Source organism: Allosaccharopolyspora coralli, from assembly GCF_009664835.1.
Lineage (GTDB): Bacteria > Actinomycetota > Actinomycetes > Mycobacteriales > Pseudonocardiaceae > Allosaccharopolyspora > Allosaccharopolyspora coralli.
This window is the reverse complement of sequence record NZ_CP045929.1, coordinates 697041-709791: the sequence shown is the minus strand read 5'-3', so window position 1 is coordinate 709791 and position 12751 is coordinate 697041. Positions and strand designations below refer to the sequence as shown.

Below are 12751 nucleotides of genomic sequence, written 5' to 3'. Positions count from 1 at the left end.
GGGTTATTTTATGCCGCGTTCGCATGGTTGTAGTACTCGGCATGGGCTTCGTTCGGGGCCTTGTATCCGATAGCGGAATGGAGCCTGCGGTGATTGTATCGAAGCTCGATATAGGAAGCAATGTCAGCCTTGGCGTGGTCTTTGGTGAGGTAGGTAACTCGATGAACGCGTTCATTTTTCAGGGTGGCGAAGAAGGATTCGGCCATGGCGTTATCGAAGCATATCCCGGTGCGTCCGACGGATTGTCGGATGCCGAGCGAGCGTAGCGTCATCGCGAAGTCGGCGGACGTGTAGTTGCTGCCCCTGTCTGAATGGAAAATCGCGCGGGCGGGAAGGGTGTGGTTGCGGGCAGCCATGTGGATCGCCTTCTCGATAAGTGGTGTGCGGTAGTGGTCGTCGATGGCCCATCCGACGACGGCTTTCGAATAACAGTCGATGACCGTGGCCAGATACACCCATCCCTGTCCGGTCGGGATATAGGTGATGTCGCCAACCAATTTCTCGCCCGGCTCACGGGCGGTGAAGTCACGTTTGAGCAGGTCCGGCAGCACGTGCGTGCTCGCCTGGGTCAGGCTCGGGCGCCAGGGCCGAGGCTGGCAGGGGACGAGCTGCTGATCCCGCATGATGCTGCGCACGAGCTCCGGCGTGGCCGGCTCTCCGCAGCGGGCCAGCCACGCGTGGATGCGCCGGTGGCCGTAGGTGCCATCGGAGTCGTCGAAACACTTCTTGATCAACGTGCCCAGGTAGCGACGGCGCCGGTCGGTGTCCGACTCGGGTCGCGACAGCCAGTCGTAGAATCCAGATTTCGACACGTTGAGCCAGGCACACATGTTCTCCACGGTGTAGCTCTTCACGCCGTGTTCGTCCGTGGTGTCCTTCTCTGCAGCGATGAACGCGTACCGCTGGCTCACCGATACTCGCTGGCAAAGAAGGCGGCTGCTTTTCCCAGAAATTCCGTCTTCATGCGCAGCTGACGATTCTCTTCTTCCAGCTCACGCAGTCGCGCACGCTCGGACACGCTCAACGACGGCTCCGGAGCATCGTGCGCGGCCTCGTACGCGTTCACCCAGTTCCGCAGGGTCTGCTGATTCAACCCGAGCTCGCGAGCAACCTCGGCCACCGTACGACCGGTCTCGGTCACCATCTTCGCCGCTTCATCCCGAAACTCGGGAGAATACGACCGACGCTTCGTTCCAGACACAGACAACCTTCCCTCGAAGGAGCGATTTTAGTTGGCTGCCTGTCCGAAAACGCCACGGCCCTCTACTGGGCCGGGCGGTGCGCACCATTTTCGCCTGCGACTATCTCGCCGATCCCACGCTGCGCCGCGAGATCCACGGCGGGCTGCAAGTGGTGGAGAACTGGAACTCCGGCAACGGCGTCATCTTCTACGGCAAGGACGGCGACCTGACCGGGCCGGATCGCGAGCACGCCGAGGTCTCCATGCTCGCGCTGCACCTGCTGCAGTCGGCGTTGGTGCACGTCAACACCCTACTGTTGCAGAACGTCCTGGACAGCCCGGGCTGGGACGAACTGCTCGGTCCGGATGAGCGCCGAGCGCTCAGCCCACTGTTCTGGTCCAACATCAACCCCTACGGACGCTTCCGCTTGGACATGACCAAACGACTCGACCTCCTGGCCCCGTCTCGTTGAGCGATCGCCTAGTGACACGCACTGGTGCCCGCTAACACCAGTCGTGCGAGGTCAGCCCTGCTGGGCGTAGGGGCGCAGCGGGGGCTCGCTGTCGGTCTCGTGTGAGCCCTGCACGGCCTGGCTGACTGCGGCTTCGAGAAACGACAGCCCACCGACTGTCATCCTGAGCGGGTCCATCCCCGGTGCGTACAACCGTGTGCAGGCACCAGACGAGATTCGTGCGGTGTCCCGGGGCCGGAGTTGTGTGTCAGGGCGTCCAGAACTCATGGGCCACGGCGTCGAAAGCCATCCCAAGGTGATCGACCGGTCGAGTAGGGGTTCGCGCACAGATGGGCGAGCCCGGCGGTCTATTGGCGTCGCTGGAGCAGAGCTAACCGGAGGATCCTGTACCGCTACTACTCAGACCCCGAGTAGGGCACGTGTCAGCATTGGGTGTCCTCTATCGGCTGGCTGGCGGGTTCGTGCTCGCGCGCGGGGGCGGGCCGTCGTCGGGGTCCCAGGGTGGCGATGATCGTAGCCGCCGTGAGGGTGGCCAGGGCCAGGATGACGACGAGGGTTTGGTGGGTGGTGATCCAGGTGGCTGCGGCGCCGGCCACCGGTCCCAGGCTCAGGGCTGTGGGGGGTTGTCCACCGGTGGTGACGGGGATCCAGTAGGCGAGCAGGTAGGCGCCGCTGAGGGTGAGCAGGACTGCGGTGATGCGGTGCGTGTGCGGCAGCAGCCGATGCACCCACCGGGTGGCCAGGCTGCTGGCGAAGGCGGCCGAGACGGACAGCAGGAGCAGCAGGGTGGCGGCGCCGGTGGCGTAGGCGGCGAACACGGCGAGCATGCCCGCCGGGTTGGTCGTGGCGAGGGCTTGGCTGACCACGGCCAGCAGTACGGCCACGGTGCAGGACAGCGAGGCGATGCCGTAGCCGATGCCGAAGGCGAACAGGCCCCACCGGCCGCCGTGCCGGCGCGGCTGGATCCGGTTGGTCAGGCGTAAGGGCAGGTGCCATCCGGTGAGCATCGCCAGGCCTGCCACGGCCAGCAGGATGCCGACGGCGACGGCGAACCAGGGCGCGAGCCCGGTGATCGCGCGTAGGCCCGCGGATAGGGCGAGCCCTGCGACGGTGAGGGTGCCGGCGAACCCCGCCGTGATCATCAGTCCGGAACTCACGCCGGCGCCCAGGCGTGCGATCGTGCTGGTGCTCGCGGTGGGTCGCCGGCCGGGATCGGCCACAGTGCCCAGCATCGCGGGCAGCAGCGCGAATCCGCAGGGGTTGACCGGCGAGATCAGCCCGGCGCCGAAGGCCATCGCCAGCAGCGCGATCATGAGCGAGCCTTCTGGATGGCGGTGGTGATGGCGCCGGCGCTGGCATCGACGCCGCGGAAGACCTCCTGCCCGTTGGGGCCGTAGACGATGGTGGTGCCCAGGGACGTCACCTGCTGTGCCCGTGCGAGCGGCACGCCGTTTTTGACGACGGGCACCTGCGGATCTCCGGCCGAGCGCAGGAAACTCCGCACGGAACCGGCCGGAACGTCGGGGATGAGGTTCAGCGCCACGAACCGCGCCTGCTGCCCAGTCTGCTGCTGTGCTCGGGCGAGCTGTTTGGTCGCCGGGACGCAGGTCACGCAGCCGGGGGCGAAGAAGTAGGCCACCGTCACCCGGCCTGTGGCGGGGATGGTGAGTTTTGTGCCGTCCAGCGCTGTCACCGTGCCGGTGTGGCCTGCAGTTGTCTGCTGCTGGGGGGCGGAGCCCGCCCCGGTCTGGGGAGGAGTGCTGGTGCCGCAGCCGGCCACGCCGAGCCCGGCCAACAGGACCAGCGCCACCACCCCGTGCACGCGGCGGGGTCGGGGGACGGTCATGGGGTCGTACCTTTCATCGCAACCATTGATTCGTGGGGACCGTGTTGCCCTAGCTACGGGCCCGTGGGGCGAGGAGGATGCCGCGCGTGATGCGGACCTACTTGCTCGGGCTGCAGCAATTGCCGCTGCTGGAAGAGGAGGCTGGGCTTGCGGCGGCGATGCGGCGTAGCGTCACCCAACCGGTGGCGGCGAAGAGCGCCAGAATCGCGGTCAGGATGGCGAATGTGTACGGCACGATGGCTTGCATCGTCGCGGTGGCTCCGCTGGCTCCGATGCCGAAGATCGCCAGCACGGCCGGGAGTACGGGGCTGCAGCACAGGCTGGGCACGAGGCTGACCAGGAACCCACCCGCGCCGACAGCGCTGCGGCCGCCGGCGGAGCGCCGTGCCGCTGCGGCTTGGCGCATCGAGTACACCTGCAATGTCAGCACCACCGCCACCCCGAGAGCGAGCATGAGGGCAAAGGCCAGCAGCGGCGGGCTCAGCAGGACGATGTTGGTCGGGCCGAGGTGGCCTCCGGCGGCCTCGGCCGGCAGCACGCTGCCGTAGACGCCGAAAGCCACCACGGCCAGCACAGCGAAGATCAGCTGGGAGGCACGATCCTGAGCCAGTCGGGCCAGCACCGTGGTCGTAGGCATGGGTGTTGCGGCAGCAGCGGACGTGTCGGAGTCAGACGGCACGAGTGGGCATTCCTTCCTCGAAGCGGAGTTCCGGCACAGGGCAGGAGTCTTTGCCCTGACTGGCGGGGAGAGCCGTCGTTACGGCTGGTCGCGGCGTGGGTGCGGCGCATCCGTGCGGGCGGTGTGCTCAGACGGCGAGGCGCCCGCTGAATGGGAGTGGCTGCGCACGCGGAGCATGGTGGTGAGCAGGGCGGCCAGCAGGAGTACGCCGGCGGCGGCCCACAGCCACGGGCTGGACAAGATTCCGGCCAGGGCGCCGAGGGCTCCGGCCGCGATCAGCACCGGGCCCGCGCAGCAGAGGATCAAGGCCGCGCCGATGCCGAGTCCGGCGAGCAGGCCACGTGTGTCCGAATCGCTCATCGCTGATCACATCCCTGTCTGCGTTGACTGCGGCCCGTCGATGCGCTCGCAGGTGGCCAGGGCTGTGCAGTTGTCGGCGGCCAGCGAGCGGGCCAGGGTCACCAGGTCGGCCACGCGCGGGTCGGTCACGCGGTAGTAGCACCACCGGCCCTCGCGGCGCGCCTGCACGTAGCCGCAGTCGGCCAGACACGCCAGATGCGTCGACACCCGCCCCTGGGCGAGCCCGACGTGGGCCACGCAGTCACTGACGGAGTGCTCACCGTCGAGCAGGAACTCCAGCAGGCGCAGCCGGGTGGGATCGCCCAGGGCGCGGAAGAACTTCGCCACCGTGCCTACCTGCTGGCCGTCGTCGGGCAGCAACGGTGTGCCGGGATCGGGATGTGCGGTGCTGGTCATGGATCTCCTCCCACCGTCGAGCACATATCCGCCTGCGGGGATACGATGGTGTCAGCATACATCCGCTCACGCGGATACAACGACGGGTGGGCAGAACCCATCACATCCGAAGAAGGGCGAGCAAGCATGGCTTTCGATCTGGCGATCATCGGCTCCGGCGGGGCGGCCTTCGCCGCGGCCATCGCCGCCCGGCGGCAGGACTACTCGGTGGTCATGGTCGAGCGCGGCACCATCGGCGGCACGTGCGTGAACACCGGGTGCGTGCCGTCGAAGGCGCTGCTGGCCGCCGCCGAGGCACGCCACGTCGCACTCTCGGCCGAGCACTTCCCCGGCATTCGGACCAGCGCCGACGAGGTCGCCTTCGGCGAGCTCATCGCCGGCAAAGACAGCCTGGTCGCCGACATGCAGGCCGACAAGTACACCGGCCTGGCCACCGAGTACGGCTGGGAGATCCTGGCCGGCCAGGCGAGCTTCGTCGACGGCCCGGCCCTGCAGGTCGAGCTGGCCCACGGCGGCTCCCAGCGGATCGAGGCCGAGCACTACCTCGTGGCCACCGGCTCGAGCCCGTGGGCACCGCCGATCGACGGGCTCGACGAGATGAACTATGTGACCTCGACCACGGCGATGGAACTGGACGCGCTGCCGGAATCGATGTTGGTGCTCGGCGGCGGCTACGTCGGCCTGGAACAGGCCCAACTGTTCGCCCGCCTGGGCACCGAGGTCACCGTCGTCGCCCGCTCACAGTTGGCCTCGGCCGAGGAACCTGAGGTCTCCGCCGGTGTCGAGCAGGTCTTCGCCGATGAAGGCATCACCACCCACACCCACTCCCAGGTGCGCACCGTGCGCCGAGACCGCGACGGCCACGTGCTCGCCACGGTCGCCGACAGCGACGGCCACCCGCACGAGGTCCGCACCGAGCAACTGCTGATCGCTACCGGACGCCGTGCGGTCACCGACGAACTCAATCTGGAAGCCATGGGGGTCAAGCTCGGCAACCGGGGCCACGTCCGCGTCGACGAACAGCTGCGCACCGACAACCCGCGGATCTGGGCCGCCGGGGACGTGACCGGGCACCCGCAGTTCGTCTACGTCGCGGGCGCGCACGGCGCCGTCGTCGTCGACAACGCCTTCCACGACGCCGGACGAACACTGGACTACCACCATCTGCCGCGGGTGACCTTCACGACCCCCAGCATCGCCGCTGCCGGGATGACCGAGGTCGAAGCCGAGCGGGCCGGCTACGACTGTGAATGCCGCGTGCTCACGCTGGAGCACGTGCCGCGGGCGCTGGTCAACCGCGACACCCGCGGGCTGGTCAAACTCGTCGCCGAGGCCGAGACCGGGCGGCTGCTGGGTGCGCACGTGCTGGCCGCCGGCGCCGGCGACATCATCGCCACCGCCGTCTACGCCCTGCACAACCACATGACCGTGCACGGCATGGGCGAGCTGTGGTGCCCCTATTTGACCATGGCCGAAGCCCTCAAACTCGCCGCGCAGACCTTCACCCGCGACGTGTCCAAACTGTCCTGCTGCGCCGCCTGACCCGCTCAGCCACCCCAGGAAGGACCGCGTGATGACCACCGAACAGAACCCTCTGGCCGAGCGGCTCAACGCCACCCTGAGCTCCGCCCTCACCGAGGGCGGCATGGCGTGGCTGTGGCCACCACTGCTGCGACTACTGGCCCGCGGCCACCCGGTCACCGCCGACGAGCTCGCCGCAGCCATCGGCCACAGCACCGACGAGGTACGCCACGCCCTGGCAGCGCTGCCGGATGCCGAATACGACGAACACTGCCGCCTCGTCGGCTACGGTCTCACCCACCGCCGGACTCCGCACCACTTCACCGTCGACGGCCGGCAGCTGTACACGTGGTGCGCGCTGGACACGCTGCTGTTCCCGGCCGTTCTCGACCGCCCCGCCGAGGTGGAATCGCCCTGCCACGCCACCACCACACCCGTGCGGCTGACCGTCGAGCCGGACAGGGTCGTCGGCGTCGAGCCGGCCGGCGCCGTGGTCTCGCTGGTCACACCGGGGCAGTGCACGTCGGTGCGTTCGGCCTTCTGCAACCAGGTGCACTTCTTCGCCTCGCCTGAGGCCGCCCAACCGTGGCTGTCCGAACACCCCGAAGCCGCCGTGCTTCCCGTGGCCGAGGCCTTCACCCTCGGCCGTCAGCTCGCCGAGCAGCACATGGGCACCGACTGCTGCTAGAAGACCGCACACCCAACGCGGCAGGTCTGGCTCCGACATCAGGCCTGCCGCTGGCCCCACGCAACGAGGACAAGGAGGACGACACGATGCGCACCGCAGCCACCGTCCTCGAGGACCTGGCCGTCAGTGCCGTGGCCGGCTACCTGGGCACCAAGGTCATGGAACCGATCAGCATGGCGCTCTACCACCGCGAATCCGAGCAACACCGCGCCCAGGAGGACGAAGCCCGCCCCGGACCACCGTTCCAGGTCGCCGCCGAGAAAACCGCCCACCTGCTTGGGGTCACACTGCACGACCAACGGCTGCAGCAGGCCTCCATGGGCTTGCACTACGGACTGGGGATCTCCTGGGCTCCGCTGTATGCGCTGCTGCGCCGCCACACAACGCTGCCACCTCTCCCGGCAGGGTTGACCATGGGCACGGCCATGAGCCTCATCGCCGACGAACTCCTCACCCCGCTGGTCGGCTTCTCCGCACCCAACCGCGCCTACCCCCTGGTCACCCACGCACGCGGCTACGCCGCCCACCTGGCCTTCGGCCTGGCCGTGGCCAGCGTCACCGAAGCCACCTGGTGCCTCCGCGGACGCCGCGCCTGACGGACAGCCGGTCCGGCCGACCGAGCGCGGTCCGACAGCCAACCAGCGTTCAGCTCGGCTGACATGGCGAGTGGTTTGTCGATGTCGTTACCCGGCGGGGCTGGGCTTGCCGTGTGCCGCGGCGGACCAGCCCAGCTCGATGGCTGCCCGGCGGTGGATATCGAAGTCGTCGGCGACGGTGTCGACGAAGCCCTCGGGATGCTCAGCCAGCCAGCCGGCGGCGGCCTCCGGCGAGCTGTAGAAATGCCCGAGCCCGCAGACCTCGGTGAGCAGATCCGTCACCCCCTCGGTGGGACGAACCTTCGACACCACGGCCTGCGGCGGATCGACGCTGACGACCTCGGTAGGGGTGACTTCGACGCGGATGGGCTCGCCGGTGGCGGGGCAGGTCGATTCGGCCACACCCGCACGGCCGAGGATCACCGGCAGCACCAGAGTGTCACTGGCGCAGCCATACAGGGTCGTGCCATCGACGGTGAACGCGACCGACCAGGCAGACGAGCGGGTGAACAGCCCCGTGATCCGACCGTGCTCGTCGTAGCCCAGCTGGGAGAACGTGGCCAGCGCGGCCCGAACCTCGTCGGCCTCCCAAGCGGTGGCGGCGGCCAGCCGCGCGAGGGTCACCGGTTCGTCGTCGGCGGCCAGGCGGGCAAGCACCGGGAGCAGGTCTCGCTCGGTCGCGTCCAGGTTGCCCCGCATCGACGCCAGGAACCTCTGCACACCGTCCTGGATGTGGCGTTCGGTGGTGGTCATCTCAACTCATCTCCTTCGTGGGTGTCGTGCCGGTCTGGATCGCAGCCCAGGGCGCGCAGCAGCGGGCAGTGCCGCTCGGCACGCGGCAGATGGCAGGTGGCCACCAGCTGCTCCAGCGAGTCCCGCATCGCGCGCAAATCGGCGATCCGGTCCTCCAGCTCAGCCAGACGTGCCAGCGCCAGCTGCTCAACCTGGGCACAGTCGTCGGGACCGCCGACCATCAGCCCGAAGAGACCGTCCACCTCGTCGAGACTGAACCCAAGCTGCTGGGCGCGTTTGATGAACCGCACGACGTCGACCGCATCGCGCCCGTAGGACCGGTAGCCGGACTCGCGGCGTGGCGGCTCCGGCAGCAACCCCCGACGTTCGTAGTAGCGCAACGTTTGGATGTTCACGCCGGCCTGCCCGGCAACCTCTCCGGTCCTCATGCACCGACGCTAGACCTTGTACCCAGCTACCGAGTCAAGTCCGAGCGTTCAAGAAAGGATCGTTTCTCAACAGCATCGGCCACGGGCGGCTGACCCAGCCCGAGACCCGCTCGAGGGTGTCGGAAAAATGCGTTGCAAACCTGGAGTGTCCAACAACCTCGACCCCGACCTTTGTCGTACACTCCGGGCACGCTCGCGATCATGGAAGGTGCCCGATGGCCGACACCTCGGACGACCTCGCCCTCGACGGCAACCCACTCGACGCGATCGGCGGCGGCGCCAGCATCGGCTACGCCCGCGTGTCCACCACCGAGCAGAACCTGCGCCGCCAGGTCGACGCCCTCACCCAGGCCGGATGCATCCGGGTCTTCGAGGAGAAACTGTCCGGCAAAAACGCCGAACGCCCCGAGCTGGCCGCCTGCCTGGACTACCTCCGCAGCGGCGACACCCTCGTCGTCCTCGAACTCTCCCGGCTGGGCCGCAGCCTCGCCGACCTACTCTCCCTCGTCAGCGGACTGCGCAAACGCGGCATCGGATTCACCTCACTGCACGAAGCACTGGACACCACCACCCCCGGCGGCAGGCTCGTGTTCCACGTCTTCGCCGCACTGGCCGAGTTCCTGCGCGAGCTCATCGCCGGCGGCACCCGCGAGGGCCTGGCCGCCGCCCGCGCCAACGGCGTCCGGCTCGGCCGACCCCCGGCCATGAGCCCCGAGCAAATCCGCCACGCCCGCGCCCTGCTCGCCGAACCCGACACCACCGTCGCCTCCATCGCCCGCCTGCTCGGCGTGTCCCGCTCCACGCTCTACAAGTACGTCCCCGAACTCAGCACCCGCACGCTGGAGCCCGAGCTCGGCACCTGAGCAGCGCTTCCCGGCCCACAGGACGGATACTCAGCACGTGGACAAACAAGCCGTTCACGACGACATGGAGCGCGCCCGCACCGCGTTCCACCAGCTGCTCGACAACGCCGACGATGCTGAGCTGCGGCGACCGTCGAACGGCACCCGCTGGACCAACAAGCAGCTGCTGTTTCACATGCTGCTGGGCTATCTGATCCTGCGCGCCCTGCTGACCCTGGTGCGGGTGTTCAGCCGGCTACCCACCGGCATCAGCCGCGTCTACGCCCGCGGACTCAACGCGGCCACGGCTGCGTTCGACGCCGTGAACTACCTCGGCTCCGCCCTCGGTGGAACCACCCTCACCCGTACTCAGATGACCACCCTGTTCGACCGCGTGATCACCGCGCTCCACCGCCGACTGGATGCCGAAACCGATGCCGACCTCACCCGCGGCATGCACTACCCCACCCAATGGGACCCGTTCTTTGCCGACTACATGACGCTGGCCGACGTCTACCGCTTCCCCACCCAGCACTTCGACTTCCACCGCCGCCAACTCACCCTCGACAGCCCCCAGAGCTAAGCGTTGGTTTCTGCGCACCTGCTACCGAAAGGCCACCGTCTACCGCACCCTGCAACGGGAGCAGAGCTCAGCCAAGACTTGATGTCCAGCGCTCGCGGCTACTTTGCCCCTCAGGACAACTTCGGGAGTACAGGGCCAGCCAGGCAGGAATGCCGGCCGAGGACGGGAATGCTTGGCCCGCACCTCCGGGAACGACCGCTGCAGCAGCCCCTCGGCCTGACCCAGGTCGTACTGATCTTCGCCCTCGGCTCGATCATCGGCGCCAGCACCGGGCACCGCTGCGGCGGCACCTCGGCACACCCACTGTTCCTGACCACCGGAGTCTTCATCCAAGACCACACCTGCCGAACTCGCGTCGACACCACGAGTACTCCGACGACATCACCCCATCCGCCCGGTCTCCCGTTGGGTCTTATTACAGGCGGGGCGAGGTGGTTGCGGCTGCTCGTTGCTCCCTTTTTTTGACATGAATACCCCGGTGGGTATATTGGTTGCGGGCAGTGGAGGTGATTGCCGTGGAGATGAAGCCGGAGCTGGTCGGAGACGCGTTGACGCGTCTGCGCCGCGCACAGGGACAGTTGGCCGGTGTGATCGAGTCGATCGAGGAGGGCGGTGACTGCGCTCAGGCGCTGACCCAGCTGGCCGCCGTGTCCCGGGCGCTGGACCGGGCGGGATTCAAGATCGTGGCCAGTGGGATGCGGCACTGCCAGCAGGCCCGCGATGACGGCGATGAGCCGGAGATGACCGAGCAGGAGCTGGAGCGGTTGTTCCTGGCGCTGGCTTGATTCAAGCCCCGCTTAGCCGCTGATGGGTGTGCTCTCGTGCATGCCCACTCGTATAACTTATATATACCCCACTGGGTATATTATTCTCGGAGCGATGACGAGGCAGGAGTACGAGCGGTGTCGATGGCAGGCGAAACCGCGACGTGGATCGACTCCGTGTGACATCGAAGGAGGAACGCAACGATGACGGCAGTACGAGAACTCGACCATCAGCTTGCCGGCGATCTGGGTGTGGAGGTGATCGCCACCTCGTCGTTGGGCGATCGCAGTTACCTGGCGACCGATGGTGCGCTGGCGGTGGTGGTGGATCCGCAACGTGATGTGGATCGGTTCCTCGCCGCGGCCGGGCGCCTGGATGTGCGCATCGCGCTGGTGCTGGAGACGCACGTGCACAACGACTACGTCTCCGGCGGGCTAGAACTGGCCCGACTGACGGGCGCCGACTACGGCGTGGCCGCTGCGGACGAGGCGCCGTTCGCGCACACACCGCTGGCCGACGGTGACGTGGTCGAGGTGTCGGAACGGATGCGGGTGCGGGCGGTGGCCACACCGGGGCACACGTATCACCACCTGTCCTACGTCTTGGAGGGCGAGCAGGGCCCGGTGGGGGTGTTCACCGGGGGGTCGTTGCTGTTCGGCACCACCGGGCGCACCGATCTGCTGGGGGAGCAGCACAGCCACGAGTTGGCCCGGCACCAGCATGCCTCGACGCGCAAGCTGGTGGAGACCCTGCCGGACGGGGCGCAGATCTGGCCGACCCACGGGTTCGGCAGCTTCTGCTCGGCCAGCCAGGCTTCCGGCGACTCGGCCACCATCGGCGAGCAGAAGCAGGTCAACCCGGCGCTGACGTTGGCCGAGGGCGAGTTCGTCGAGCAGATGCTGTCCGGTCTGGATGCCTATCCCGCCTACTACGCCCACATGGGCGTGCACAACACCACCGGTCCCGAGCCGCTGGACCTGCGCATGCCTGCCCGGGCCACGCCGGACGAACTGCGGCGGCGCCTGCAGGCCGGTGAGTGGGTGGTGGACCTGCGCTCGCGGACTGCCTACGTGGCCTCGCACCTGGCGGGCACGGTCAGCCTGGGCCTGGACGGGCCGATGGCGACCTGGCTGGGCTGGATGATCGACTGGGGCGCACCGATCACTCTGCTCGGCGAGACACCCGAGCAGGTCGCCGACGCTCAGCGGGAACTGGCCCGCATCGGCATCGACACGTTCTCCGCGGCCGCATCAGGACGCCCGCGGGAGCTGGCCGCCGAGGTCGATCAGCTGCGCAGCACCACCACCGCCACCTTCCCCGACCTCGCCGCCGTCCGCGACGGCGGCGTCGACGGGTTCCCCGCAGCGGACGTGGTGCTGGACGTGCGCACCAACAACGAGTGGCGCTCCGCGCACATCGAGGGCTCCGTGCACATTCCGCTGTACGAGCTCAAGGACCGCGTCGACGAGGTCCCCACCGGGACGGTGTGGGTGCACTGCGGCAGCGGCTACCGCGCCACCGCAGCGGCCTCCCTGCTGGAGCACGCCGCTCGTGACGTCGTGCTCGTCGACGACTTCTTCGCCAACGCCGAGGACGCCGGCCTCGACCTGACCCCAGCCCGCTGAGACACGGCACCGAGAA

General features: G+C 68.2%; 16 protein-coding genes. 8 read left to right on the top strand and 8 right to left on the bottom strand.

Annotation, left to right across the window (positions count from 1 at the left end):
- Positions 1-8: 8 nt before the first annotated feature.
- A protein-coding gene (locus GIY23_RS03380) for an IS3 family transposase (RefSeq protein ID WP_154075325.1) occupies positions 9-1144 on the bottom strand; the annotation gives its coding sequence in 2 pieces (ribosomal slippage) (positions 9-946 and positions 946-1144; 1137 coding nt in all).
- 134 nt (positions 1145-1278) lie between these two features.
- Here GIY23_RS03380 and GIY23_RS03375 point away from each other — a divergent pair.
- Complete coding sequence (locus GIY23_RS03375; RefSeq protein ID WP_228717520.1) at positions 1279-1653, top strand: transposase; 375 nt, start codon at positions 1279-1281, stop codon at positions 1651-1653.
- 422 nt (positions 1654-2075) lie between these two features.
- On the opposite strand, the gene GIY23_RS03370 is transcribed toward GIY23_RS03375, so the two are convergent.
- The 5 genes from GIY23_RS03370 to GIY23_RS03350 all read right to left on the bottom strand — a co-directional run bounded on the left by GIY23_RS03370 (position 2076) and on the right by GIY23_RS03350 (position 4934).
- Entirely contained in the window at positions 2076-2966 is an 891-nt protein-coding gene (locus GIY23_RS03370; RefSeq protein ID WP_154075324.1) for a cytochrome c biogenesis CcdA family protein, read from the bottom strand.
- Positions 2963-3499, bottom strand: coding sequence for a TlpA family protein disulfide reductase (locus GIY23_RS03365; protein ID WP_154075323.1), 537 nt, complete (start codon positions 3497-3499; stop codon positions 2963-2965). The genes GIY23_RS03370 and GIY23_RS03365 overlap by 4 nt, the downstream gene beginning before the upstream one ends.
- Before the next feature lie 97 nt (positions 3500-3596).
- Positions 3597-4136, bottom strand: a complete 540-nt coding sequence (locus GIY23_RS03360; protein WP_154075322.1) for a hypothetical protein — start codon at positions 4134-4136, stop codon at positions 3597-3599.
- 120 nt (positions 4137-4256) lie between these two features.
- Positions 4257-4538: a hypothetical protein gene (locus tag GIY23_RS03355; RefSeq protein WP_154075321.1), complete on the bottom strand. Its 282-nt coding sequence runs from the start codon at positions 4536-4538 to the stop codon at positions 4257-4259.
- Positions 4539-4544: 6 nt separating this feature from the next.
- A complete protein-coding gene (locus tag GIY23_RS03350; RefSeq protein WP_154075320.1) occupies positions 4545-4934 on the bottom strand; it encodes an ArsR/SmtB family transcription factor in 390 nt (129 codons plus the stop codon).
- A 126-nt stretch (positions 4935-5060) separates the two neighbouring features.
- Here GIY23_RS03350 and merA point away from each other — a divergent pair, with 126 nt between their 5' ends.
- From merA to GIY23_RS03335, 3 genes are all read left to right on the top strand, one after another.
- Positions 5061-6476, top strand: coding sequence for a mercury(II) reductase (gene merA / locus GIY23_RS03345; protein ID WP_154075319.1), 1416 nt, complete (start codon positions 5061-5063; stop codon positions 6474-6476).
- A 31-nt stretch (positions 6477-6507) separates the two neighbouring features.
- A complete protein-coding gene (merB, locus tag GIY23_RS03340) occupies positions 6508-7143 on the top strand; it encodes an organomercurial lyase MerB (protein WP_154075318.1) in 636 nt (211 codons plus the stop codon).
- 86 nt (positions 7144-7229) lie between these two features.
- On the top strand, positions 7230-7739 hold the full coding sequence (locus tag GIY23_RS03335; protein WP_154075317.1) for a DUF1440 domain-containing protein: 510 nt from the start codon (positions 7230-7232) through the stop codon (positions 7737-7739).
- 87 nt (positions 7740-7826) lie between these two features.
- On the opposite strand, the gene merB (GIY23_RS03330) is transcribed toward GIY23_RS03335, so the two are convergent.
- Entirely contained in the window at positions 7827-8492 is a 666-nt protein-coding gene (merB, locus tag GIY23_RS03330) for an organomercurial lyase (RefSeq protein ID WP_154075316.1), read from the bottom strand.
- Positions 8489-8920: a MerR family transcriptional regulator gene (locus GIY23_RS03325; RefSeq protein WP_154075315.1), complete on the bottom strand. Its 432-nt coding sequence runs from the start codon at positions 8918-8920 to the stop codon at positions 8489-8491. Before GIY23_RS03325 ends, merB (GIY23_RS03330) begins: the two co-directional genes overlap by 4 nt.
- A gap of 215 nt (positions 8921-9135) precedes the next feature.
- On the opposite strand from GIY23_RS03325, the gene GIY23_RS03320 reads away from it, so the two are divergent.
- The 4 genes from GIY23_RS03320 (at position 9136) to GIY23_RS03305 (ending at position 12735) form a co-directional block, all read left to right on the top strand.
- Positions 9136-9783: a recombinase family protein gene (locus GIY23_RS03320; protein ID WP_154075314.1), complete on the top strand. Its 648-nt coding sequence runs from the start codon at positions 9136-9138 to the stop codon at positions 9781-9783.
- Between the two features lie 37 nt (positions 9784-9820).
- Positions 9821-10345, top strand: coding sequence for a DinB family protein (locus GIY23_RS03315; protein WP_154075313.1), 525 nt, complete (start codon positions 9821-9823; stop codon positions 10343-10345).
- A gap of 515 nt (positions 10346-10860) precedes the next feature.
- On the top strand, positions 10861-11130 hold the full coding sequence (locus GIY23_RS03310; protein WP_075850119.1) for a metal-sensitive transcriptional regulator: 270 nt from the start codon (positions 10861-10863) through the stop codon (positions 11128-11130).
- A 183-nt stretch (positions 11131-11313) separates the two neighbouring features.
- Positions 11314-12735 (top strand): MBL fold metallo-hydrolase, encoded by a 1422-nt coding sequence (locus GIY23_RS03305; protein ID WP_154075312.1) that lies wholly within the window; start codon positions 11314-11316, stop codon positions 12733-12735.
- Positions 12736-12751: the final 16 nt, after the last annotated feature.

What these genes read in the sequence shown, in the direction of transcription:
- GIY23_RS03335 (WP_154075317.1), top strand. Translation starts at nt 7,230, where the DNA reads ATGCGCACCGCAGCCACCGTCCTCGAGGACCTGGCCGTCAGTGCCGTG.
- GIY23_RS03355 (WP_154075321.1), bottom strand. Translation starts at nt 4,538, where the DNA reads ATGAGCGATTCGGACACACGTGGCCTGCTCGCCGGACTCGGCATCGGC.
- GIY23_RS03370 (WP_154075324.1), bottom strand. Translation starts at nt 2,966, where the DNA reads ATGATCGCGCTGCTGGCGATGGCCTTCGGCGCCGGGCTGATCTCGCCG.
- GIY23_RS03305 (WP_154075312.1), top strand. Translation starts at nt 11,314, where the DNA reads ATGACGGCAGTACGAGAACTCGACCATCAGCTTGCCGGCGATCTGGGT.
- GIY23_RS03350 (WP_154075320.1), bottom strand. Translation starts at nt 4,934, where the DNA reads ATGACCAGCACCGCACATCCCGATCCCGGCACACCGTTGCTGCCCGAC.
- GIY23_RS03365 (WP_154075323.1), bottom strand. Translation starts at nt 3,499, where the DNA reads ATGACCGTCCCCCGACCCCGCCGCGTGCACGGGGTGGTGGCGCTGGTC.
- GIY23_RS03360 (WP_154075322.1), bottom strand. Translation starts at nt 4,136, where the DNA reads ATGCCTACGACCACGGTGCTGGCCCGACTGGCTCAGGATCGTGCCTCC.
- merA (WP_154075319.1), top strand. Translation starts at nt 5,061, where the DNA reads ATGGCTTTCGATCTGGCGATCATCGGCTCCGGCGGGGCGGCCTTCGCC.
- merB (WP_154075318.1), top strand. Translation starts at nt 6,508, where the DNA reads ATGACCACCGAACAGAACCCTCTGGCCGAGCGGCTCAACGCCACCCTG.
- GIY23_RS03325 (WP_154075315.1), bottom strand. Translation starts at nt 8,920, where the DNA reads ATGAGGACCGGAGAGGTTGCCGGGCAGGCCGGCGTGAACATCCAAACG.
- merB (WP_154075316.1), bottom strand. Translation starts at nt 8,492, where the DNA reads ATGACCACCACCGAACGCCACATCCAGGACGGTGTGCAGAGGTTCCTG.
- GIY23_RS03320 (WP_154075314.1), top strand. Translation starts at nt 9,136, where the DNA reads ATGGCCGACACCTCGGACGACCTCGCCCTCGACGGCAACCCACTCGAC.